21 protein-coding genes are annotated in these 23414 nt (G+C 70.9%); 7 read left to right on the top strand and 14 right to left on the bottom strand.

What is annotated here, in order from left to right; genetic code table 11:
* The first annotated feature begins 212 nt into the window (after positions 1 to 212).
* From H288_RS0117470 to H288_RS0117455, 4 genes are all read left to right on the top strand, one after another.
* Entirely contained in the window at positions 213 to 2165 is a 1953-nt protein-coding gene (locus tag H288_RS0117470; protein ID WP_020093872.1) for a PrkA family serine protein kinase, read from the top strand.
* A gap of 194 nt (positions 2166 to 2359) precedes the next feature.
* Positions 2360 to 3661 (top strand): YeaH/YhbH family protein, encoded by a 1302-nt coding sequence (locus H288_RS0117465; protein ID WP_020093871.1) that lies wholly within the window; start codon positions 2360 to 2362, stop codon positions 3659 to 3661.
* 34 nt (positions 3662 to 3695) lie between these two features.
* Complete coding sequence (locus tag H288_RS0117460; RefSeq protein WP_020093870.1) at positions 3696 to 5267, top strand: SpoVR family protein; 1572 nt, start codon at positions 3696 to 3698, stop codon at positions 5265 to 5267.
* Between the two features lie 266 nt (positions 5268 to 5533).
* Positions 5534 to 5962 (top strand): PaaI family thioesterase, encoded by a 429-nt coding sequence (locus H288_RS0117455; protein WP_020093869.1) that lies wholly within the window; start codon positions 5534 to 5536, stop codon positions 5960 to 5962.
* Between the two features lie 107 nt (positions 5963 to 6069).
* Here the strand turns inward: H288_RS0117455 and H288_RS0117450 are convergent, their stop codons facing one another.
* From H288_RS0117450 to glyA, 4 genes are all read right to left on the bottom strand, one after another.
* Positions 6070 to 6693 carry a riboflavin synthase gene (locus H288_RS0117450; RefSeq protein ID WP_020093868.1) on the bottom strand — a complete coding sequence of 208 codons (624 nt, stop codon included), beginning with the start codon at positions 6691 to 6693 and terminating at the stop codon, positions 6070 to 6072.
* Positions 6694 to 6696: 3 nt separating this feature from the next.
* The gene (gene ribD, locus H288_RS0117445) at positions 6697 to 7806 is read right to left on the bottom strand and encodes a bifunctional diaminohydroxyphosphoribosylaminopyrimidine deaminase/5-amino-6-(5-phosphoribosylamino)uracil reductase RibD (RefSeq protein ID WP_020093867.1); all 1110 of its coding nucleotides are present in this window, start codon (positions 7804 to 7806) and stop codon (positions 6697 to 6699) included.
* Positions 7803 to 8336, bottom strand: coding sequence for a transcriptional regulator NrdR (nrdR, locus tag H288_RS0117440; protein ID WP_020093866.1), 534 nt, complete (start codon positions 8334 to 8336; stop codon positions 7803 to 7805). The genes ribD and nrdR overlap by 4 nt, the downstream gene beginning before the upstream one ends.
* A 115-nt stretch (positions 8337 to 8451) precedes the next feature.
* Entirely contained in the window at positions 8452 to 9756 is a 1305-nt protein-coding gene (gene glyA / locus H288_RS0117435) for a serine hydroxymethyltransferase (protein WP_012320887.1), read from the bottom strand.
* 541 nt (positions 9757 to 10297) lie between these two features.
* Between glyA and H288_RS0117430 the strand changes: the two genes are divergently transcribed.
* The gene (locus tag H288_RS0117430; protein ID WP_020093865.1) at positions 10298 to 10747 is read left to right on the top strand and encodes a hypothetical protein; all 450 of its coding nucleotides are present in this window, start codon (positions 10298 to 10300) and stop codon (positions 10745 to 10747) included.
* Between the two features lie 22 nt (positions 10748 to 10769).
* Here H288_RS0117430 and H288_RS0117425 read toward each other — a convergent pair whose 3' ends face one another.
* The 5 genes from H288_RS0117425 to H288_RS0117405 all read right to left on the bottom strand — a co-directional run bounded on the left by H288_RS0117425 (position 10770) and on the right by H288_RS0117405 (position 17292).
* Entirely contained in the window at positions 10770 to 11087 is a 318-nt protein-coding gene (locus H288_RS0117425; protein WP_020093864.1) for a cupin domain-containing protein, read from the bottom strand.
* 73 nt (positions 11088 to 11160) lie between these two features.
* Positions 11161 to 11952 (bottom strand): DUF937 domain-containing protein, encoded by a 792-nt coding sequence (locus H288_RS0117420; protein WP_020093863.1) that lies wholly within the window; start codon positions 11950 to 11952, stop codon positions 11161 to 11163.
* Positions 11953 to 12062: 110 nt separating this feature from the next.
* Complete coding sequence (locus H288_RS32450; protein WP_020093862.1) at positions 12063 to 13499, bottom strand: MATE family efflux transporter; 1437 nt, start codon at positions 13497 to 13499, stop codon at positions 12063 to 12065.
* A gap of 17 nt (positions 13500 to 13516) precedes the next feature.
* Complete coding sequence (locus H288_RS0117410) at positions 13517 to 15490, bottom strand: monovalent cation:proton antiporter-2 (CPA2) family protein (RefSeq protein WP_020093861.1); 1974 nt, start codon at positions 15488 to 15490, stop codon at positions 13517 to 13519.
* Between the two features lie 185 nt (positions 15491 to 15675).
* Positions 15676 to 17292 (bottom strand): hypothetical protein, encoded by a 1617-nt coding sequence (locus tag H288_RS0117405; protein ID WP_020093860.1) that lies wholly within the window; start codon positions 17290 to 17292, stop codon positions 15676 to 15678.
* Positions 17293 to 17635: 343 nt separating this feature from the next.
* On the opposite strand from H288_RS0117405, the gene H288_RS0117400 reads away from it, so the two are divergent.
* Positions 17636 to 17935 carry a hypothetical protein gene (locus tag H288_RS0117400; RefSeq protein ID WP_020093859.1) on the top strand — a complete coding sequence of 100 codons (300 nt, stop codon included), beginning with the start codon at positions 17636 to 17638 and terminating at the stop codon, positions 17933 to 17935.
* A gap of 38 nt (positions 17936 to 17973) precedes the next feature.
* Here H288_RS0117400 and H288_RS0117395 read toward each other — a convergent pair whose 3' ends face one another.
* Positions 17974 to 18474, bottom strand: a complete 501-nt coding sequence (locus tag H288_RS0117395) for an RT0821/Lpp0805 family surface protein (protein WP_026605034.1) — start codon at positions 18472 to 18474, stop codon at positions 17974 to 17976.
* 92 nt (positions 18475 to 18566) lie between these two features.
* Here H288_RS0117395 and pdxH point away from each other — a divergent pair, with 92 nt between their 5' ends.
* Complete coding sequence (gene pdxH / locus H288_RS0117390; RefSeq protein WP_020093857.1) at positions 18567 to 19190, top strand: pyridoxamine 5'-phosphate oxidase; 624 nt, start codon at positions 18567 to 18569, stop codon at positions 19188 to 19190.
* A gap of 71 nt (positions 19191 to 19261) precedes the next feature.
* Here pdxH and H288_RS0117385 read toward each other — a convergent pair whose 3' ends face one another.
* The 4 genes from H288_RS0117385 to H288_RS0117370 form a co-directional block, all read right to left on the bottom strand.
* On the bottom strand, positions 19262 to 19945 hold the full coding sequence (locus H288_RS0117385; protein ID WP_020093856.1) for a 50S ribosomal protein L25/general stress protein Ctc: 684 nt from the start codon (positions 19943 to 19945) through the stop codon (positions 19262 to 19264).
* A gap of 189 nt (positions 19946 to 20134) precedes the next feature.
* The gene (locus tag H288_RS0117380) at positions 20135 to 21022 is read right to left on the bottom strand and encodes an ABC transporter permease (protein WP_020093855.1); all 888 of its coding nucleotides are present in this window, start codon (positions 21020 to 21022) and stop codon (positions 20135 to 20137) included.
* 2 nt (positions 21023 to 21024) lie between these two features.
* On the bottom strand, positions 21025 to 21957 hold the full coding sequence (locus tag H288_RS0117375; RefSeq protein WP_020093854.1) for an ABC transporter permease: 933 nt from the start codon (positions 21955 to 21957) through the stop codon (positions 21025 to 21027).
* Positions 21958 to 22144: 187 nt separating this feature from the next.
* Entirely contained in the window at positions 22145 to 23407 is a 1263-nt protein-coding gene (locus tag H288_RS0117370; protein ID WP_020093853.1) for an extracellular solute-binding protein, read from the bottom strand.
* Positions 23408 to 23414 lie beyond the last annotated feature (7 nt).

Below are 23414 nucleotides of genomic sequence, written 5' to 3'. Positions count from 1 at the left end.
TCCGGCCGAAACGGTATCTGGCTAGTCCTGCCGCTCGGTCAGCCGTCCGGGGGCGTCACGGAGTCTCGTCCGTGACGCCTTCAGCGCTCCGGAGTGTTGCATGCAATCGACATGCCGGGCGCCATGCTCGCCGCACTGCGACAAAAGCGGGCCTGTCGGTTGCATCCGAGCCGAGACAGGATGAAGCTGTCACGGTCTGAGAGGGTTATCGAATGCCGATGCATGCGACGAACGACCTTTTCCAGAGCTTCGCCCGAGGGTACGAGGCCCGCCGCGACACGGAGATGACGCTCTCCGAGTACCTGGAGGCCTGTCGCGACGAGCCCCTGATGTACGCCTCGGCCGCCGAGCGCATCCTCGCGGCGATCGGCGAGCCAGAATTCGTGGACACCGCCAGGGATTCGCGCCTCGGCCGGATCTTCATGAACCGGACGATCCGGACCTACCCGGCCTTCCGCGAATTCTACGGCATGGAGGAGACGATCGAGCGGATCGTCTCGTTCTTCCGCCACGCCGCGCAGGGGCTGGAGGAGCGCAAGCAGATCCTCTACCTGCTCGGGCCGGTGGGCGGCGGTAAGTCGTCGCTGGCCGAGCGGCTGAAGCTCCTGATGGAGGTTCACCCCGTCTACGTACTCAAGGCTGGGGACGAAGTGTCGCCGGTCTTCGAGAGCCCGCTGGGCCTGTTCGACCCCGAGACCATGGGCGAGGAGATCCAGCGCCGCTACGGCATCCCGCGCCGGCGGCTGACCGGCCTGATGAGCCCCTGGGCGCTGAAGCGCCTCGACGAGTTCAACGGCGACATCTCGCGCTTCAAGGTGATCAAGGTCCGGCCGTCGCGCCTGCGCCAGATCGCCATCGCCAAGACCGAGCCGGGTGACGAGAACAACCAAGACATCTCCTCGCTCGTCGGCAAGGTCGACATCCGCCGCCTGGAGACCCTGTCGCAGGCCGATCCCGACGCCTACTCGTACTCGGGCGGCCTGAACCGGGCGAACCAGGGCATCCTCGAGTTCGTCGAGATGTTCAAGGCGCCGATCAAGATGCTGCACCCGCTGCTCACCGCGACGCAGGAGGGTAACTACGTCGGCACCGAGAATATCGGCGCGATCCCGTTCACCGGCGTGATCCTGGCGCACTCGAACGAGGCCGAGTGGCAGACCTTCAAGACCAACAAGAACAACGAGGCCTTCATCGACCGGATCTACGTGATCAAGGTCCCGTACTGCCTGCGCGTCACCGAGGAGCAGCGGATCTACGAGAAGCTGATCTCCGGCTCGGAGCTGTCGGACGCGGCCTGCGCCCCCGGCACGCTGGAGATGCTGGCGCGGTTCTCGGTGCTGTCGCGGCTCCGCGAGCACGCCAATTCCAACGTCTTCTCCAAGATGCGGGTCTACGACGGCGAGTCCCTGCGCGAGGTCGATCCCCGCGCCCGCTCGATGCAGGAGTACAAGGACACGGCCGGCGTCGACGAGGGCATGGACGGGATCTCGACCCGTTTCGCCTTCAAGGTGCTGGCCGCGACCTTCAACCACGACACCACCGAGGTCTCGGCCGACCCGGTGCACCTGATGTACGTGCTGGAGCAGTCGCTGCGCCGCGAGCAGCTCCCGCCCGAGACCGAGAAGAAGTACCTGGAATTCATCAAGACCGAACTGGCCCCGCGCTACGCGGAGTTCATCGGCCACGAGATCCAGAAGGCCTACCTCGAATCGTACCACGATTACGGGCAGAACCTGTTCGACCGGTACATCGACTACGCCGACGCCTGGATCGAGGACCAGGACTTCAAGGACGCCGAGACCGGCCAGCTCATGAACCGGGAGCTCCTGAACCAGGAGCTGACCAAGATCGAGAAGCCCGCCGGGATCGCCAACCCGAAGGACTTCCGCAACGAGGTGGTGAAGTTCGCTCTGCGCTCCCGGGCGCAGCACGGTGGCCGGAATCCCAGCTGGACCAGCTACGAGAAGCTGCGCGAGGTGATCGAGCGGCGGATGTTCTCCCAGGTGGAGGAGCTGCTGCCGGTGATCTCCTTCGGCTCGAAGAAGGACGGCGAGACCGAGAAGAAGCACGGCGAGTTCGTCGAGCGCATGGTGGCGCGCGGCTACACCGAGCGGCAGGTCCGCCGCCTGGTGGAGTGGTACATGCGGGTGAAGCAGGCCGGCTGAGGGACGACGGGGCCCGGGCCCGTCCGATGGATCGGCCGGGCCCCGTACCGACCCTCCGCCGCCACAGTTTCGGACGACCGGCCGGCGAAGATCGCGGCCCTGCTGCCAAAGAGGGATCCTTCCCTCCGGTGACAGCATGGTACGACAAGGGTCCGGACCCGGCCGGAGCACGCGGACGAGGGTTTTCGCAGCGGATGCACATCGTCGACCGACGTTTGAACCCGGGCGGCAAGAGCCTCCCGAACCGCCAGCGCTTCCTGCGGCGCGTGAAGGACGTGGCCCAGCGCGCGGTGCGGGAATCCGCCCGCGAGAAGGACATCAAGGATCTCGGCAAGGACGGCCGCGTCACCGTGCCGGCGGACGGCGTCCGGGAGCCCCGCTTCTCGCGCCAGCCCGGCACCGGCCTGCAGGATCACATCCTGCCCGGCAACAAGACCTACGTGGAGGGCGACACGATCGAGCGCCCGCCGGGCAGCGGCGGCGGTCGCGGCTCCGGCGAGGGCGGGGAGGGCGGCGAGAACAGCGAGGACGCGTTCCGCTTCGTGCTCACCCGCGAGGAGTTCCTGGAACTCTTCCTCGAGGATCTGGAACTGCCGGACCTCGCCAAGCGTCGCCTCGCCATCGTCGAGACCGAGGGACTGCGCCGGGCGGGCTACACGGTCACCGGCTCGCCCGCGAACCTCGCGCTCACCCGAACCCTGCGCAACTCGATGTCGCGGCGGATCGCCCTCAAGCGCCCGAAGCCCGACGAGGTCGCGGCTCTGGAGGCCCGGCTCGACGCCCTCGCCGAGGGGCACCCGGAGCGGCCGGACTTGGAGCAGGCGCTGTTCCGGCTGCGCGAGCGCGCGAAGCGCATCCCCTACGTCGACCCGATCGACCTGCGCTTCCGCCGGTTCGAGCCCTATCCGCGGCCGATCGCGCAGGCGGTGATGTTCTGCCTGATGGACGTGTCCGGCTCGATGACCGAGCACATGAAGGACCTCGCCAAGCGATTCTACATCCTGCTGCACATCTTCCTGACGCGCCGCTACCGGCACGTCGAGATCGTGTTCATCCGCCACACCGACCGGGCGACCGAGGTGGACGAGGAGACCTTCTTCGGCTCCCGCGAGACCGGCGGCACCCTGGTCTCGTCGGCGCTCGTGGAGATGAAGCGCGTCATCGCCGAGCGCTACGACCCGAACGACTGGAACATCTACGCGGCCCAGGCCTCGGACGGCGACAACGTCTCCTCCGACGGGCCGACCTCCACGGAGCTGCTGCGGTCGCACATCCTGCCGGCCTGCCAGCACTTCGCCTATCTGGAGGTGGGCGACGAGAACGGTCCCCGCGCCGGCTTCGTCGAGCACCGCACCACCCTGTGGCGGACCTACGAGGCCATCGCCAAGGCCGGCGGCCCGATCGCCATGCGCAAGGTCAACCACCGCCGGGAGATCTACCCGGTCTTCCGCGAGCTGTTCGGCCGCAAGGAAGGCCGCGCCGAGGCGGAGGCGTGATGGCGGCGCGCGCATCAACCGATCGGGAGGCCGCATGACGCTCGTCAAGGCACGCACGCCCCAGATCATCGCGGGCAACCAGAAGCCGCTGTTCACCGGCAACGACTGGGATTTCGACACGATCCGGCGGATCCACGACGCCTGCGAGGCGGTGGCCGGGCCGCAGCTCGGACTGTCGTGGTACCCGAACCAGATCGAGATCATCACGGCCGAGCAGATGCTCGACGCCTACGCGTCGATCGGCATGCCGCTGTTCTACAAGCACTGGTCGTTCGGCAAGCACTTCGCCCAGCACGAGGCCGGCTACCGCCGCGGCCTGATGGGGCTCGCCTACGAGATCGTCATCAACTCGGACCCGTGCATCTCCTACGTCATGGAGGAGAACACGGCGACGATGCAGACTCTGGTCATCGCGCACGCCGCCTTCGGCCACAACCACTTCTTCAAGAACAATTACCTGTTCCGGCAGTGGACCGACGCCGAGGGCATCCTCGACTACCTCGACTTCGCCAAGGGCTTCATCGCCCGCTGCGAGGAGCGCTACGGCCACCAGGCGGTGGAGCAGGTGCTCGACGCCGCCCACGCGCTGATGAGCCAGGGCGTCCACCGCTACCCGCGCAAGAAGCGGCCGGACCTCGCCTCCGAGCAGCGGCGCGAGCGCGAGCGGATCGAGCACGGCGAGCAGATCTACAACGATCTCTGGCGCACCCTGCCGCAAAAGATCGGCACGGCGCGTCCGGACGCGGCCGCCGAGCGGCGCAAGGCGCTGCTCGAACTGCCGCAGGAGAACATCCTGTATTTCCTGGAGAAGGCCGCGCCCCGCCTGCGCCCCTGGCAGCGCGAGATCCTGCGCATCGTCCGCCTGGTGGCCCAGTACTTCTATCCGCAGCGCCAGACCAAGGTGATGAACGAGGGCTGCGCCACCTACTGCCACTACCGGATCATGAACGCCCTGTCGGAATCCGGGCAGATCACCGAGGCGGCCTATCTCGAGTTCCTGCAGTCGCACACCAACGTCATCCGGCAGCCGAACTACGACGACCGCTCCTACGGCGGCCACAATCCCTACGCGATCGGTTTCGCGATGATGCAGGACATCGCCCGCATCGCCGAGCAGCCGACCGAGGAGGACCGGGCGTGGTTCCCCGACATCGCGGGGGTCGGCGACGCCATGGCGGTCCTGCGCGATTGCTGGGAGAATTACCGGGACGAGAGCTTCATCCAGCAGTTCCTGTCGCCCAAGCTGATGCGCGATCTGCGCCTGTTCCACGTGGTCGACGATCCGGAGGAGCCGGAGCTGCGGGTGGAGGCGATCCACGACGAGCGCGGCTACCGCAAGCTGCGCCGCTCCTTCGCGCGGCAGTACGACGTGGCGTGGCTCGACCCCGACATCGAGGTGGTGGACGTGGATCTGGAGGGCGACCGGCGCCTGATCCTGCACCACAAGGCGATCAACAAGATCACCCTGCAGAAGGACGACGCCAAGCGCGTGCTGCAGCACCTCGCCGACCTCTGGGGCTACGACGTGGTGCTCAAGGAGGTCGAGCCGGCCACCGGTGCGGTGCTCGGCGAGATCACCGCCAGCGCGCGGCCGGTCTTCTTCTGAGCGGGACGGCGGGAGGGCACCTCCCGCCCGATTCCCCGTCCTGATGTGGCGTCCGGCCGAAATCCTCGATGGCGGCAGCCCTCTGTCATCACGAGCGCAGCGAAGTGACCCAGGGTCGCGCGACATCGGTGAATGTAGCGCCGACTGGATCGCTTCGCGCCGCTCGCCAAGACGGCACCGGCCGATCGACCGGGACCTTCCGATGAGGACGGCAGTTCCGAAAGCCTCGTGATTGCCTCGGCAGTACCGCCGTGCTGCATGGAGCGATGACCGCCACGATCCTCACCCTCGCCGAGACCGGCGACTTCCTCGACCGCGAATTCCCGCAGATGCAGGCGGGCGGGCGCGCCTACCACCTCGAGGCCGTGGGACCGCTCTCGGCGCGGATGCGGCTCGAAGCCCACGAGCGCTTCCTGCGTCCCGGCGCGACCGTGTCGGGGCCGGCCATGATGGCGCTCGCCGACTACGCCCTCTACGCGGCGATCCTGGCCAATATCGGTCCGGTGGCGCTCGCGGTGACGACGAGCCTCACCTTCAACTTCCTGCGCAAGCCCGCCACCGGGGATCTCGTGGCCGAATGCCGGCTGCTCAAGCTCGGCCGGCGCCTCGCCGTCGGCGAGGTGTCGATCACCGCCGCGGGCAACCCCGACCTCGTCTGCCACGCCACCGGCACCTACTCGATCCCGCCGCGCTGACGCGCCGTCTTCGCGAGCGCAGCGAAGCAACCCAGGGCAGCGCGCGATTGCCAGACGGGGCGTGTCGCTGGGTTGCTTCGCCGCGCTCGCAAGGACGGGAGGCTTGCTCAGCCGACACGCGCCTCGGCGAGCCGGGCGGCGTAGCGGGCGATCAGGTCGACCTCCAGGTTGAGCCGGTCCCCCTGCCGCCGCTCGCCCCAGGTGGTGACCTGGAGCGTGTGCGGGATCAGCAGCACCGAGAACAGGTCGTCCGCGACCGCATTCACGGTGAGCGAGGTGCCGTCGAGGCAGACCGAGCCCTTCTCGGCGATGAACTTCTTCACGGCGGCCGGGGCCCGCAGGGTGAAGCGCTCGCTGGCGCCCCAGGCATCGGCCGTCACGCTCACGCGCTCCACGATCTCGGCGAGGCCGTCGACGTGGCCGGTGACGAGATGGCCGCCGAGCTCGTCGCCGATCTTCAGGGAGCGTTCGAGGTTGATCCGCGTGCCCGCCGCCCAGGTGCCAACGGTGGTGCGCGCCAGCGTCTCGGCGGCGGCGTCGACCGCGAAGACGCAACCGCCCGCGGCGGGCTCCACCGACACGGCGGTGAGGCACGGTCCGGCGCAGGCGATCGAGGCGCCGAGCGCGATCGTCGCCGGATCGTAGGCGGCGCGGATCGCGATCCGGCGCAGGTCACCGTCGCCCGAGACCGAGACGACCGTGCCGATGGCGCTGACCAAGCCCGTGAACATCGCTTACGTCCTGTTGCGTTCGTAGGTCACGGCCGTGTCGGGCCCGAGCTGCAGCCGCTCGGCCTCCCGGAACCGCTCGCCCGCCAGGGCTTCCGCCAGGGCCGGGCCCAGGGCCGGCAGGCCGCCCGCTGCGCCCAGCTCCGCCGGCCCGGTGACCAGCGTGCAGGCATCGATCAGATCGGCCCGGGCCAGCGCCTCCGCAAGGCGGGGGCCGCCCTCGCTGCACAGGCGGGTCAGGCCGCGCTCGCCGAGACGCGCCAGGGCCGCCGGAAGGTCGATCCCGCCGGCCGCGTCCGCCGCTACGGTGGCGACCTCGACGCCGAGGGCCTCCAGGGCCCGCCGCGCGTGGGCCGGGGCCGAGCGGGTCGTGAGCACCAAAGTCGGTGTGTCGCGGGCGGTGCGGGCGAGGACGCTCGCCGGGGAGAGCCGCAGATGCGTGTCGAGCACGACCCGCAGGGGCGAGCGCGTGCCGAGGCCCGGCAGCCGCACGGTCAGCGACGGGTCGTCGGCCCGGGCGGTGCCGATGCCGATCAGGATCGCGTCGGCGTGGGCCCGCCACAGGTGGACCGCCCCGTCCGCCACCGGCCCGGTGATCCGCAGGCGCTCCGGCCCGGCGGAAGCGCAGAAGCCGTCGCGGGTGCGGGCGAGCTTGAGGTGCAGGGCCGGGCGGCCGCGGGTCACCCGGGTGACGTGGCCGACATGGTCGCGCGCCGCCTCCTCCCGCATCAGCCCGGTCTCGACCGCGACGCCGCCCCGCCGCAGGAGATCGTGGCCGCGCCCGGCCACCCGCGGGTCGGGATCCTCCAGGGCGCTGACCACCCGGGCTATCCCGGCGGCCAGGATGGCGTCGGTGCAGGGCGGCGTGCGGCCGTGATGGGAGCAGGGCTCCAGGGTGACGTAGAGGGTCGCGCCGCGGGCGGCCTCGCCGGCGGCGGCGAGCGCCACGGGCTCCCCGTGCGGGCGCCCGCCCGGCGCCGTGGCCGCCGTCCCGAGGATGCGGCCGGTTTCGGGCTCGACCACGACGGCGCCGACCGACGGGTTCGGCCAGGTGGTGCCGAGCCCGCGTCGGCCCAGCGCCAGGGCGAGGCGCATGAAGTTCGGGTCGCCGCTCATGGACGCCCGGCGCGGCGCCGCCCCGACTCCTCGGGCTCCGGGTCGCCCTCCGGACCCGGCGCGGCCGCCGGTACCGGCGTGCCGTCGCTCAGCGTGCCGAGCAGCTCCTCGAAGTCCCGGGCCTCGCGGAAGTTCTTGTAGACGGAGGCGAAGCGCACGTAGGCGACGTCGTCGAGGCCCTTCAGCCCCGCCATTACCAGCTCGCCGATCGCCTCGGAGGTCACCTCGGGCTCGCCGGCGCTCTCGAGCTGCCGGGTGATGCCGCTGACCAGCCGCTCGATCCGCTCCGGATCGACGGCGCGCTTGCGCAGCGCCACGTCGATGGAGCGCTGGAGCTTGTCGCGGTCGAACGGCACGCGCTTGCCCGAGCGCTTGAGCACCACGACCTCGCGGAGCTGCACGCGCTCGAAGGTGGTGAAGCGGCCGGCGCAGTCCGGGCAGACCCGGCGGCGCCGGATCGCGGCGCCGTCCTCGGAGGGCCGCGAGTCCTTCACCTGGGTCTCGGAGCCGCCGCAGTAGGGACAGCGCATGGATCTCGCTACTCGGGCATGGAAACGGCCGCGGACCGGTCGGATCCGCGGCCGTTTCCTAATCCACCGCGGGCCGGCCCGGAAGACCGGCCCCGGCTCAAGCGGCCCTCTTGCCTCAGCCGTAGATCGGGAACCGGTCCGTCAGCGCGTGGACGCGGGTCTTGACGTCGGCCTCGACCGCGCTGTCGCCGGCCTCCCCCTTGGCGGCGAGCCCGTCCAGCACCTCGACGATGAAGCCGCCGATCTGCTTGAACTCGGCGACGCCGAAGCCGCGCGAGGTGCCGGCCGGGGTGCCGAGCCGGATTCCCGAGGTGATGGTCGGCTTCTGCGTGTCGAAGGGAACGCCGTTCTTGTTGCAGGTGATGTGGGCCCGCGACAGGGCCGCCTCGGCGGCCTTGCCGGTGAGGCCCTTCCGCTGGAGGTCGACCAGCATCAGGTGGTTGTCGGTGCCGCCCGAGGTGATGTCGTAGCCGCCCGAGATCAGCGTGTCGGCGAGCGCCCGGGCGTTCTCCACCACCTGGCGGGCGTAGATCTTGAACTCGGGCTTCAGCGCCTCGCCGAAGGCCACCGCCTTGCCGGCGATGACGTGCATCAGCGGGCCGCCCTGGAGACCGGGGAAGATCGCCGAGTTGAACTTCTTGGCGAGCGCCTCGTCGTTCGTCAGGATCATGCCGCCGCGCGGGCCGCGGAGGGTCTTGTGGGTCGTCGTGGTGGCGACGTGGGCGTGCGGGAACGGCGACGGGTGGACGCCGGCCGCCACGAGGCCCGCGAAGTGGGCCATGTCGACCATGAAGTAGGCGCCGACCGAGTCGGCGATCTCGCGGAACTTGGCGAAGTCCCAGTGGCGCGGGTAGCCCGAGCCGCCGGCGATGATCACCTTCGGCTTGTGCTCCTGGGCGAGCTGGGCGACCTGCTCCATGTCGATCCGCTGGTCCTCGCGGCGCACCGTGTAGGAGACCGGCTTGAACCACTTGCCCGAGACGTTCGGCGGGGCGCCGTGCGTCAGGTGGCCACCGGCGGCGAGGTCGAGGCCCAGGAAGGTGTCGCCGGGCTGCATCAGCGCCAGGAACACGCCCTGATTGGCCTGCGAGCCGGAATTCGGCTGCACGTTGGCGAAGCCGCAATCGAACAGGCGCTTGGCGCGCTCGATGGCGAGATCCTCGGCGATGTCCACGAACTGGCAGCCGCCGTAGTAGCGCCGGCCCGGATAGCCCTCGGCGTACTTGTTGGTGAGCACCGAGCCCTGAGCCTCCAGCACGGCGCGGGAGACGATGTTCTCCGAGGCGATCAGCTCGATCTCGTGCTGCTGGCGGCCGAGCTCCTTGGCCACCGCCTCGGCGATCTCGGGGTCGGCTTCCGTCAGCGGGGCGGCGAAGAAGCTGTTGGAGAAGTGCTTGTCGGCGGCGGTACCGGCGCTCATGGTCTGCCTCTGTTCTGGTAGGGGCGATGCCCGGCCTTTCGTCGGCGTGCACGGGCGGGCGTTGAAGGTGGGATTCCTACACGCGCCGAGGGCTCAGGCCAAGCACAGGCATTTTGCTCGCGCGCCAAGAATAATTTGTCGCAGCCTGCCGCGGCGACCTCGGGAGTGCTGCCGGCATATTTTCCTTCTCTGCCACCAACTGCTCGATAAAAGGAAAAAAGTCATGGAATAAATCATGAACGTTTCGAGGATCAGAGACGCGATGCGGTACTGTGATCTGCCGGATGCCCTAGATTATTCCATCACTGAGCTTCGGCTCGGCCTAGCCTTCATCGCGCGACGGCAGGACCAACGCTGCCCCGGTTCGAGCGATCTGGGATATCAAGACCGGCAAGGCGCAGTAGACGCCGGCTCGCGCGCGCGAACTGCGCAGAGATGTCGGCGTGGATGACAGTTTTCCCGTCATAGAGGTTCACTTGAGACGAGGAAACTCGGTCAAGGGACTGTCAATATCCGCGATCCTACTCGGAGAGAGGTTGCCATGAGCATGGAAGCCTACGCGCTCTGCGCGGGCGCGATGCCTGGCGTGGCGGAATGGCAGGCGGCCATCCACGAAAACGGGTTCGATCTGAAACTCGACGCCGCGCGCATACCGCCGGCCACGCAAGGGCATCTGCCCGCGACCTGGCGGCGCCGCGAGGCCGGCTTCGAGTGCCAGATCATTCCGCTGTCGGATCTGACGGACACCTATACCGACATCGACTTCGGCGGGCCGTGGACGTGCGTCTATGCCTTCTACTTCGCCACGCTCCCGGCTTGCGTCGGGGCGTGGATGGCTGTCGCGGCCTGCGCGGCCCAGTCGGACGGTATCGTCTTCGATCCGCAAGAGGGGCAGCTGCTCACCGCCGAGGGCGCGATCCGCTACGCGCGCGACACGGTGGCGCGCATCGTCAGTCTGGAGGCGCAGTTCGACGCCTCGACGGGCGGCTGAGGCCGGACGGCGTGTCGCGCCGTCAGGCCCGCGGGGCGAGGTTCGTCTCGATCAGGACCGTCTCGGCCTCGAACGCGGCCGCGTGCCACGCCCCGGCCGGGAAGTGGAACACGCTGCCGGCCGAGAACGGCTCGCGGCCCCGCTCGGTCTCCAGGATCCCCGAGCCCGAGAGCACCTGCACGAACTGCTCGTGATCGTGGCTGTGCGCCGGCGCCGAGACGCCGGCCGGGACGACCACGCGCACGAGGCTGGCGCCCGAGCCCGGGATCGTGCGCTTGGCGACGCCGTTCCCGCCGAGGCTCTCGGCGCGGTCGTCCCAGGCGGTCAGGTAATCGCTCATCGACGGGTCTCCTCGCCGGCAGGGTGCCGCTCCGATCGGTCGGGTCAACGCTCGACCGGACCCTGTCCCTGCGTCAACCGGTCCCGCCGGGCTGGCGGCCGCGCCGGCCCTTGCCGGCGGCGGGGTCGGCCGGCGCCGGATCCGGTCGGGCCGGGTTGGTCGACGGCGCCGGAGGCACGGCGCTCGCGGACGGCGTGCCGGAGGTGGGCCAGAAGGTCTCGAACAGCTCCCGCATCGCCCGGATGTTGTTGCCCTGAACCTCAGCCCCGGTGCGCAGCATCTGCTGGAACATGTCGGAGCCGGCCTCGCCCGCGCTCGCCTGCGGATTGGCGGCGGGCCTGACGGTGGGCTTGGCGGTAGGCTTCGGCGGCGGAGCCGGCGGCTCGACCGCCGGCATCATCGCCCTGGCCATCTCGGCCCAGGCCGGGCCGAACGGGAACGGCACGGGCGGCGGCGGCGCGCTCGGTCGCGCCGGCTCGGCCTGCGGCTGGTTCAGCATGACGTGGACGATGCTCGCCACCACGGCGCCCGCCATCATCGGCAGCATCTGGCGCAGGACCTGCGCGCCGACGCCGCTCGTCGCCGAGGCCTGCCGCAGCACCGCCTGCATCAGCTGCGCCGAGCCGAACATCTGGCCGAGGGCCTCGAACCCCTGCGCCGGCGCCGGCTTGGCGGCCTCCAGACCGAACATCCGCGCGAAGCCGGTCGGGTCCAGGCCGACGCTGCGCTGGAGGCCGAGCGTCAGGGCCGGCATCAGCGCCTCGAAGGCGCGGGCCGTCTGCTCGGTCGTCAGGCCGAACGGCTGGCCCATGGCCTGAAGCCCGGCCTCGCCCTGGGCCTGGAACATCTCGAGCGGGTTGAACATGACGCCTCGATCCTGTCCCGGCCGGGACCGCCCGGGACAGGGCATCGTGACCCTTTGCGCGGGGAAATACCAGTTCCCACCCGCGGAACTTGTGCCTCCGCGCCGCCGTCTCAGCTCAGCGGCTCGGGATGAGCGTGCCCCGGCGGCAGCGGCGCCGCCCGGTGGGGCGCCTCGGCGGCGACGTCCGGCTCCGGCCGGCGCGGGCCGACCCCCTCCAGCCGGTCGACCGTGCGGCGGGCGAGCAGGATGCCGAGCGCGCCGAAGACCAGGGAGCCGACCCCCATCCCGGCCACCACGCCGCGGGGGCCGTAGAGCGACGCCCCGAGCATGGCCGGCGGGATCGTCCCGAGCGTCGCCCGGCCCCAGTTCAGCAGCGTCGAGCGCAGCGGGAAGCCGAGATTGTTGAAGGCGGCGTTGCCGAGGAACAGGAGCCCGTTGAAGAACCAGATCGCGCCGCCGACGAGGCAGAAGAAGCCGAACAGCTCGGCCGCGACCCCCTGCAGGCCGAACAGGCCGGCGAGCCATCCCCGAGCCAGCGCCAGGAGGAGCCAGACCGCGGCGCAGTAGGCCAGAGTCACCCGGATCGCCGCGCCGAGCACGCCGCGCATCCGTTCGAACAGGCCCGCGCCCCAGTTCTGCGCCAGGATCGGGCCGATCGCCCCCGACAGCGCGAACAGGCCGCCGAAGGCCACCGGCGTCAGCCGGTCGATCACCGACGCGGCCGCGACCGCGTCCGCTCCGTAGCCGGCGAACAGACGCGCCAGGAAGGCGCTCGCCACCGAGGGGGCGAGGTTCGTCAGCACGGCCGGGCCCGCGACACCTGCCAGGGCTGCCGCGTCGGCCGGCAGATCGGACAGGCGCGGCCGGCCCAGGAGGCCGTGCCGGGCGACGCCGCGGACGCCCACCGCCACGAAGGTCGCGCGCGCCGCGCAGACCGTGATCGCCGCGCCCGTGACGCCGAGGCCGGCCCCGAAGATCAGCAGCGGATCGAGGAGCGCGGTGATCACGGCGCCGGCCAGGGTGACCGACATCGCCTGCCGCGCCTCGCCGACCGCGCGCAGCAGCCCGGTGAACAGCATGCCGGCGGCGAGCAGAAGGTTCGACGGCAGGGTGATGTAGAGGAACAGGACGGCCACCCGCAGCGCCTCGCCCTGCGCGCCGATCAGGGCCAGGAGCGGGCCGGCCAGCAGCGCGATCAGCCCCGCGATGAGGGCGGCCACGAGGCTGCCGAGGACCAGCGCCGAGGTCGCGAGGCGCCGCGCCGCCGCGCGGTCGCGCGCGCCGACGGCCTTCCCGACCAGGGCGCCGGCGGCGATCATCAGGCCGATATTCACCGCCGTGGCGAAGAACTGGACGATGCCGGCGAAGCCGACCGCCGCCGTGAGGTTCGGGTCGCCCAGCGTCGAGACGTAGAGCAGCGACAGGAGATCGACGACGAAGATCGCCATCAGGCCCACCGAGCCGGTGGCCGCCATCACCACGACGTGGCGGAGGATCGAGCCGGTGACGAAGCGGCCCGCCTCCGCCGGGGGCGGCCCGTCGGACATGTCAGACATCCCGCCCGTCACGCATCCCGGGCGCTGCCTTCCGCCTCGAGCTCGGCCTCCGGATCGGGATCCTCGGCGGCTTCCGTCTCCTGCGGGGCCAGGGCGGGCTTCTCCAGGAGCCGCTCGGCGGCCTCGCGCCGGTCGCTGCCCACGAGGTCGCGGGTCTCGGTGCTGAGCGCCCGGGCCGGCCGGACCGGGGCGGTCAGCGGCTCGGGCTTCAGCCCGGCCGCGGCGCCGCGCATCCAGCTGGACCCGTCCGGCAGGGCGCCCGCCTGCTGCAGGACCAGCCGCGCGATGTCCCGCTTGCGCACGTCGTCGGTCCGGGCCGTGGCGGCCTCCGGCGACAGGCCGAGCCCCTCCAGAGCCGCCCGCCCGAAGGCGAGGGCGGATTCGGCGGTCTCGCGGATCTGGTAGTCGACGTCCCGGTTCATCAGCTCCACCGCGTGCAGGCGGTCGTAGGCCCGCACGAAGGTCCGCACGCTCGAGAATTCCTCGTGGACGATGTCGACGATCTTGAGGGCGCCCTCCCGGTCGTCGACGCAGATGCAGACCAGCTCGACCCGGCCGATCCCGGCGGCGCGGAGCACGTCGAGGCGCGTGCCGTCGCCGTAGTAGATGCGGAAGCCGAAGCGCGAGGCCGCGCGCAACTGCTCCACGTCCTTGTCGATCACCGTGACCGGGATGCCCTCGGCCATCAGCACGTGCGTCAGCACCTGCCCGAACCGGCCGAAGCCGATCACCAGCACCCGCGCGTCGCCGCTCTCGGACAGCTCGGTGGAGGGCTCCTCCAGCGCGAAGGTGCTGCGCGCGTTGCGCCGCTCGATCAGCTTGTCGAGACCCTTGGCGGCGATGGGGCCGATCAGCATGGTCAGCGCGGCGAGCGCCACCGCGAAGCGCGTCGCCGTGACGCCGGTGAGGCCGAGATCCTGGGCCTGCGGCAGCAGCACGAAGGCGAACTCGCCCGCGGGCGCCAGGACCGCGGCCCCCCGCAGGGCCCCGAGGGTATCCGAGCCGAACAGCCGGAACAGGCCGGCCACGATGGCGACCTTGACCAGGATCGCCGCCAGGGTCGCGCCGAACAGGGCCGGCCAGACCTCGCGCACGAGGGTACCGTCGATCGACATGCCGACGCTCATGAAGAACAGGCCGAGCAGCATGCCGCGGAACGGCTCGATGTCGGCCTCCAGCTGGTGGCGGAAGTTCGACTCGGCGAGCAGGATGCCGGCGAGGAACGCGCCCATCGCCATCGACAGGCCGACCTGCTCCATGAGCAGCGCGGTGCCGAGCACCACCAGGAGCGCCGCGGCGGTCATCACCTCCCGGGCGCCGCTCGCCGCGAGCAGCCGGAAGAACGGGTTCAGGCCGTAGCGGCCGACCAGCACCACCGCGAGGATCGCCGCGAGCGCCTTGCCGGTGGAGACCGCGGCCTCCCCGAGCCAGGAGACGTCGGTCGCCTCGCCGGCCGAGGCCAGCAGCGGCATCAGCGCCAGGATGCCGACCACCGACAGGTCCTGGAACAGCAGGACCGCGAAGGCGCGCGCGCCGTAGGCGCTGCCGAGATCGCCCCGCTCCTCCAGGAGCTGCAGGGCCACCGCGGTGGCCGAGAGGGCGAGCGCGAGGCCGATCACCGCGGCGGCGCCGAAGCTGAGGCCCGCCACGAGGCCGGCGCCGCCGAGCACGAGCGCGCAGACGACGAGTTGCGCGGCGCCGAGGCCGAAGATGTCGCGGCGCATCGAGACGAGCTGCGACAGGTGAAGCTCCAGCCCGACGATGAAGAGCAGGAGCACCACGCCGATCTCGGCGACGCTCGCGGCCGTGTCGGGCTCGGCGATCAGCGACAGGCCGGAGGGCCCGATCAGCACGCCGGCCACGAGGTAGCCGAGCACGGCGCTCTGCCCGATCAGCCGGAAGATCGGCACGCCGATCACGGCCGCCGTGAGGAAGGTCAGGACCGGCGGCAGGAAGCTCGCATGTTCGACGGGGCTCGCCATGGTGATCGTCCCGGCGGTTCTGCTGGATCGGCGCAGGTGGAGCCCCCGCTTAGCGCGCACGGGGCCGGGATGCGAGCCGTAAGCGGGTGCCGTTCGGCACCGACGGGCCCGCGCGGGGCGGTTCGGCCCCGGCTCGGCCCGAGAGGCGCGCTCAGCCCAGAGACGCGCTCAGCCCAGAGACGCGCTCAGCCCAAGAGGCGGGGGCGCGCCCGGTGCGATCCGTCGATGAACTCGAAGCCACCGGCGGCGCTCAGCATGTGCAGGCGCGTACCCGGCCAGGCCGCGCCCGGGCACAGGCGCGTCTCGACCTGCTGCGCGTAGGCCTCCTCGTCGAGGCGGAGGATCCGGGCGAGGCCGAGCGCCGCGCCGTAACCCTGGCGGCAATCCTGGACGGGCCGGATCAGGCCGCCGTCGCGCGCCACGATCGGGCCCGCGGCCCGGGCGGAGCCGATATCGATCAGCACCGGGTTGTGCCGGTGCGGCGTCCAGGGCCCGCGGAAATGCGGCGCGTGCCAGAGATGGAGCGTGTCGGAGTAGCTGCCGCCGCCGGCCCGGACCGTGGCGAACATCCACCAGTGGCCCCCGTGCTGCAGCAGGGTCGCGTCCCCGGCCACGACCCCGTCGAGGAGCACCGCCTCGTGGACCCAACCGCGCGGGAAGTCGGTGGCCCGGTAGAGGTCGATCGTCCCGGAGGCGTGGGATTCCGGGATCATCCAGACCTGCCCGTCCGCCTCGAACACGAACGGATAGGAGAGGTGGGTCTCGAGCTCGAGCACCGGCTCCGGGCGGCCGCGGGGGCCGTTCGCCCCGAAATCCACCGCGGCGATCACGCCCTTGCCGCGGCGGTAGTCGAACTCCTCCACGAACAGGGTCACGGCGCCGTCCCGAGCGATCGCGAAGGGGTCGGCGTAGAAGCGGCGCCCGTCGTCGGGAAGGACCTGCCAGCCACCCTCGGGATGCCGGCGCAGGTCGATCAGGTCGGGGCCGACGATCCGCCGCCAGCCCACCCGCCAGTGCGGGCCGTGGAAGCAGAGGGCGTAGAGCCGGCGGGCGATCTGCCGGGCGAGCCCCCCGGCGGCCCGGCGGCGGGCGCCCAGGCCGCCGAGGTCGTAGGCGGTCGCGGGCTGGAGGGGCGCCCCGGCTCCGTCGGGGAGCGCCGTCGAGGCGGCGCCGTCGAGGGCGGCGAGGATCAGCGTGATGGTCCGCGCGAGGTAACCCTCGAAGGCCGTGAGCATCACCGTGTGCGATTCCGTGCCGAGGCGGCCGATCGCCACCGGCGCACCGTCCGGACCGCGCAGGGCCGCCACCGGCGCCCCGTGGGCGAACAGGGCGGCGAGGAGGCCGGCCTCGCCCGGCATCCCGTCGTAATCGAGCCGCCAGGCCGGCGCCGGGCCCGGATCCGCGGGGCTGTCCGAGAGGTCGAGGACGAGGTCGGCGGCGCTCCCGCCGGGCTCCGCGCCGTCGGGGCTCGCCTCGTAGGGGGCGAGGGCCACCGGCTCCGCCGCGGTCGCCAGGCCCGGCCGCGGCAGGCCGTGGATGGCGGCCTCCAGGCGGAACAGGAGCTCCGCGTTCGGCGGCAGGCCCTCCGCGTGCTCGACCCAGGCGACGCGGATCCGATGGTCGGGCCGCTGCCCGAGCTGGTCGAGGAGCCGGATGTGCCAGCCGCGCAGGGACCGGCGGTCGAGCCGCACGACGATGGTCCGGGTGCGGGCGCGCGTCCCGGAGGGCGACGGCTCCGTCCGGGCGGGAGCCCGGCTACCGGTCGCCGACGGCCGGTCCGTGCCTCCGATCACCCGCTCCATCAGCCGGTCGGCCCCGCGCCCCGCGTGCCGGATTTCGTATCGACGCTCACGGCGGCCAGACCCAAGATGCGCCCGGCCTCGACCCTCGATACGGTCGAGCCAGGCTCGAATGCTGTTACGCCGCGCCACGATCAAGCACGGCCGCGTGGCTGTCTACAGGTTCAAGCTTAACGTGCGGGACGATTTCTGGACGATGAACCGGAAAAATCGAAACGCCGTCCTTCAAATAAACGCGTGTTGGCGGGTCGTGATACAATGTCGCGAGGCGGTGGCGGTTCGCCGAGGGGAACTCCACCTCCAGCTGGACCGTTCGCCAGTCAAGGACGTGGTGCGGAGACAGGACATGACGCGCAAGACGCTGACGATGCCCCTCGCGGCGATGCTCCTCGCCGCCATTCCGGGAACGGCCTTCGCCTGGGGCGGTGGCGGCGGTGGCGGCGGCGACAGCGGGAGCGGCCTCTCCCCCTACGCGGCGCTGAGCGGCAACGACCGCTCGGCCGGGGTCAACAACGGCAATTATCGCGACCCGGCCCTCGACCCCTACATCCGGACCTACGATCCGGAGGCCGCGGCCCGCTACGCGGCGCCGCCGGCCGCGCAGCCGCGCCTGCGCGTGCGGCCGTACTACGGCTACCCTTACTGAGGCGATCCGCGGAGGCCGTCGCGCGACGGCCTCGTCGTTCAGGAGCGTCCGAGGCCGCTCGCGGCCCGGACGCGCTTGAGCGTCCACGGTCCGCCCGAGAGCTTGCAGCCGGTGCCGCGGACGAAGCGGCTGCGGGTCGGCGCGATCACCGATGCCAGGAAGTTGCGGCAGATCAGCTCGTCCGAGACGTACGGGAGCCCGGTCGGATTGACCGACCCGTGGAGCCCGGTCTCCGGGTTGTCCCACTTGACCGGCCGCCCGTTGCCCTGCGGATCCAGGGCGACGCTCAGGGCGGCCCGCGCCCGGCGCCAATCCTCCTCGGCGAGGTCGTCCCCGAAGCTCACAGGCCGCTTCTCGATGCTGCCGGTGACGGTCGGCTCCTCGACGACGCGCGGCGGCGCCGCCGGCGGATCGCCCCGGAAGACCAGCAGGGGCTGGCTGCAGCCGCACAGGGCCATCGCCATCGCCATCGACACCACCGACACGGACGCGCAGATGCGCGACCGCCGGCTTGGCCCTTTACACGCGCATCCCCGCATTACACCTGACTCACGACGGGCTATTCGCTCGACCGAACATGCCGATGTCGGTGCCCCCTCAGGCCCTGGACGCGGCTGGCAGGAGTCTTGGCGTGGATCAGTTAAGGACCGATGACCCGAAGAGCGCGGACTTCACGCTGAGCGAGGACCCCGTCGGGCTGTTCGCGGCCTGGATGAAGGAGGCCGAGGCCTCCGAGCCCGAGGACGCGAACGCGATGGCGCTCGCCACCGCCGGATCGGACGGGCTGCCGGACGTGCGAATGGTCCTGCTGAAGGACTTCGACGCCCGAGGCTTCGTCTTCTACACCAACACGCAGTCCACCAAGGGGGAGGAGCTGGCGCAGAACCCCCAGGCGGCCCTGGTGCTGCACTGGAAGAGCCTGCGCCGGCAGGTGCGGGCCCGCGGGCCGATCACGCCGGTCACGGCCGCGGAGGCCGACGCGTATTTCCAGAGCCGCCGCCGCGAGAGCCGGCTCGGGGCGATCGCCAGCCAGCAATCCCGCCCGCTGGCCGACCGCGCCACGCTGATGAACGCGGTGGCGGAGCTGTCCGAGCGGTACGGCGACGGGCCGATCCCCCGGCCGGAGCACTGGACCGGATTCCGGATCGCGCCGGTGAGCGTCGAGTTCTGGCAGAACGGCGATTTCCGCCTGCACGACCGGGTCCGCTTCACCCGGACGGGCGCGGGCTGGAGCCGGGCGCGGCTCTATCCCTGACATCAAGCCGAAACGCAGAGAGCCCCGGCAGGGCCGGGGCTCTCGCGTCGCGTGACGGGTGGCGCTGAGGCTCAGGCCTCCTCGCCGTCCTTCTTCTCGTCCTCGGCGGACTCCTCGGCCTTCTCCTCGGCGGCCTCGGCCGACTGCGCCTCGGCGATGGCGGCCTCCTCGGCCTCCACCTCGGCACCCAGCACGGTCGGCGGCACGATGTTGGCCACCGGGTCGGTCTGCTCGCCGGTGTAGGTGCCGGCCGGGATCTTGATGTCGGAGACGTGGATGACGTCGCCGATCGCGCGGCCGGTCAGGTCGACCTCGATCGCGTCCGGGATCTGGTCGGGGGCGACGTCGAGGCTCAGCGTGTGGGCCACGATGTTGAGGGTGCCGCCGAGCTTCTTGATGCCGGGGGCCGCGTCCTCGTTGACGAAGTGCACCGGCACCTCGACCGTGACGGTCTGGCCCGAGACGACGCGCAGGAAGTCGACGTGCAGCGGCACGCCGGTCACCGGGTCCAGCTGGAAGTCGCGCGGGATCGCGCGGACCTTCTTGCCGCCGGCGTTGATCTCGAACAGCGTGGTCTTGAAGCCGCCGGCGTAGATCAGGGTGCGGGTGCGGATGAGGTCGACCGCGATGGATTGCGGCGGCTGGCCACCCCCGTAGATGACGGCGGGAACTTGGCCCTGGCGACGAACGGCCCGGGCGGCCCCCTTGCCGACCCGGTCGCGTGCCACGGCCTCAAGCGTCTTCACAGCGCTCATGGCGTGATCCTTTACGATTGCTGGAGCCGGAAAACGAAAAGGCCGCCCCTGGCGGACGGCCACATCCTTCCCGGCGCGCCCCTGCCTCCAAGGGTGTCTCGGGGGCGCGCCGTGCGCATACACGGGCGGGGGCGGATTGGCAATGCGGCGGCGCCGCCGACCCGCGGCGGCCCGGCCGTCCGGCATCGATCACAGGCCCGCCAGCGCCCGCCGCGCCCGGCGCTTCTGCAGCCACAGGGTCAGGCCGAGCGCGGTCCCGATCACCAGCGCCGAGACGGCCGTGGTGACCGTGCCGAGGGCGTAGATCTCCGGCGTCGTCACCGTCGTGGTCAGGCCCTGCAGCTCCAGCGGCAGGGTGTTGCGGCCGCCGATCGCCTGGCTGGTGCGGGCAAGCTCGTCGAACGACAGGGTGAAGCCGAACAGCGCGACGCCGACGAGCGCGGGCGCGAGGATCGGCACCACCACGTGGCGGAGCGTCTGCGGGCCGCTGGCGCCCAGGTCGCGGGCGGCCTCCTCGTAGGCCGGGTCGAACCGGTTGAACACCGCGAACATGATCAGCAGGCCGAAGGGCAGGGTCCAGGTGAGATGCGCGCCCAGCGCCGAGCTGTAGAGGCCCATCAGCGTGCCGTGATCCTGCAGGAAACCCCAGCCGGTGGCGGCGGCGAACGCCTTCACGGCGTCGTCGAGGAGCCGGAATTCCAGGCCGATGCCCAGCGAGACCACGATCGAAGGCACGATCAGGCTCGAGACCGCCAGGGCGAAGACGAGGCCGGCCCCGCGAAACCCCTTCCGGAAGGCGAGGCCCGCGTAGAATGCGATTCCCACGGTGAGCGCCATGACCACGAGACCGAGGGCCAGCGAGCGCCGCAGCGCCGCCCAGATGTCGATCACGCCGACGCCTTCCCACAGCTTGGCGAACCAGTGGGTCGAGACGCCGTTCATCGGGAAGGTCAGGCCGCCGGACGGGCCCTGGAAGCTCAGCGCCAGGATCGTCAGCGTCGGCCCGTAGAGGAACAGGACGTAGAGAGCGAAGACCGCCGCCAGCAGGTAGAAGGCGCGGCCGCGGGGCTGGTCCATCGCTACAATTCCCGCCGGAGGTCGATCATCCGGGTGAGCCCGAGGATCATCAGCAGCACGGCGGCGAGCAGCACCACGGCGTTGGCGGCGGCGGCCGGGAACTGCAGGTAGGACATCTGCACCTGGATCACCTTGCCGACGCTGGCGATCTGCTGGCCGCCCATCACGCCCACGGTGACGAAGTCGCCCATCACCAGGGTCGTCACGAAGATCGTCCCGATGGCGATGCCGGGCTTGGCGAGCGGCAGGATCACGTTCCAGAGGATCTGCGCGCCCGACGCGCCGCCGTCGCGCGCCGCCTCGATCAGCCGCCGGTCGATGCGCGCGAGGCTGTTGAAGATCGGCACGATCATGAACACCGTGTCGAGGTGCACGAAGGCCAGGACCACCGCGAAGTCGGAGTAGAGCAGGCCCTCGATTGGCTCGCGGATCAGCCCGAGGGTGCGCAGCGTGTCGTTGACGAGGCCGTTGCGGCCGAGCAGCGGGATCCACGAGATCATGCGGATCACGTTCGAGGTCCAGAACGGGATCGTGCAGAGCAGGAACAGGCCCATCCGCACCGTGCCGGAGCGGATGTGGAAGGCCAGGAAGTACGCGATGGCGAAGCCCAGCGGCAGCGTGATCGCCAGCGTCAGCGCGACGAACTTCACCGTCGACAGGTAGGTGCGCACGGTCGTGCAGAGGTCGGCCGACAGGCAGCCGTCGAACACGTCGGCGTAGTTCTGCAGGGTGAGCGCCGGGATGATCTCGTACTCGTTGTACTCCCAGAGCGAGACGATCCCGGTGAGCACCAGCGGCACCACCAGGAAGACGAGGAAGACGAGGGCCAGTGGCGCGGCCTGGAGATAGGCGAGGGCGCGGCCGCGCGGGCGCGCCGCGACGGTGGGCGCTGCGGTGTTCGCAGCGGCCGCGGCGGGCAGGGCGAGATCGCTCATCGGGCTCGCCCCACGCGTGCTGATGCGTCCCATCTCCTCAGTGGGGTGCGATGCGCACGCATCGGTTCCCGCAAGGCGCGACGCGCCCCCTCTCCCGTGCGGGAGAGGGGACCCGCGTTCCATCCAGCCGCCGCGTGGCCGCGCAGGATGGGACTCTTCGGTCGCTTGCAGCGGGCGCCCACCGCCCTCACGCCGCGATGAACTCGTTCCACTTGCGCACCATGTAGGTGTTCTCGTCCATCACGGCGTTCCAGCAGGCGACCGCGCCCATCCGCGCGTCGAAGGAGCCGCCGTCGCGGGTGGCGCCGCCCTTCTCGATCAGGGTGCCGTCGGGGCCGAGGATGTCCTTCTCGGCGGGCCTCCCCTCCATCCAGAAGGCCCACTCGTAGGGCTGCATGTTCGCCTGGGCGGTCTCCAGCACGGCGGAGTAGTAGCCTTGCCGGTTGAGGTACGCCCCGGCCCAGCCGGACAGGAACCAGTTGATGAAGTCGTAGGCCGCGTCGAGCTTCCGGCCGCTCAGCGTCTTGGGGATGCCGAAGCCCGAGGCCCAGGCCCGGTAGCCCTCCTTCAGCGGCTGGTAGGTGCAGGGCACGCCCTGCGCCCGCACCTTGGTGACGGCGGGCGACCACATCGACTGGATCACCGTCTCGCCCGAGGCCATCAGGTTCACGGATTCGTTGAAGTCCTGCCAGAAGGCGCGGAACTGGCCGGCGCGCTTGGCCTCGATCAGCACCTTGATGGTGCGGTCGATCTCGGGCTTCGTCATGTTGCCCTTGTCGCCGTAGGTGTAGTCGCCGGTCGCCTCCACCACCATGGCGGCGTCCATGATGCCGATCGACGGGATGTTGAGGATCGAGGCCTTGCCCTTGAAGGCCGGGTTCAGGAGCTCCTTCCAGCTCGTGACGGGCATCTTGATCAGGTCCGGCCGGATGCCCAGCGTGTCGGCGTTGTAGACGGTGGGGATCAGCGAGATCCACTGAGTCTGTTCGCCGGCAAATTTTTTGGAGTCGATGCCCTCCAGGTAGAAGACCTTCTTGGGCGCCGTGCCCTGGTCGCCGATCTTCTTGCCCGCGACCTCGCCCTTGGTGAAGACCGAAGAGATCTTGTCGGCGAGCTTGATCCGCTTGGCGTCCATGCCCTGCAGGTTGCCAGAGGGCAGGATCTTCTTGAGGCTGAAATACTCGGTGTCGATCAGGTCGAAGGAGTTCGGCTGGGTGACCGCCCGCTTGGTCACCTCGTCGGTCACCACCGGAATGTATTCGAGGGTGATGCCCAGATCCTCCTTCACCTTCTTGGCGATGTCGGCGGACTGGTTCACGGCGGTGCCGAGATAGCGAAGGGTCACGGGCTCGGCGGCGTGCACCGCCGGGAAGCCGGTCACCGGCGTCGCGGCGAGCGCGGCGGCCCCCTTCAGGAGCGTGCGCCGGCTCGGCTTCTGGGGCAGGTCCATGGTGGTC

Origin of the sequence: Methylobacterium sp. 285MFTsu5.1 (assembly GCF_000383455.1) — a bacterium.
GTDB lineage: Bacteria > Pseudomonadota > Alphaproteobacteria > Rhizobiales > Beijerinckiaceae > Methylobacterium.
Note: the sequence above shows the minus strand (reverse complement) of the source record. Positions and strands in the feature narration are given on the sequence as shown.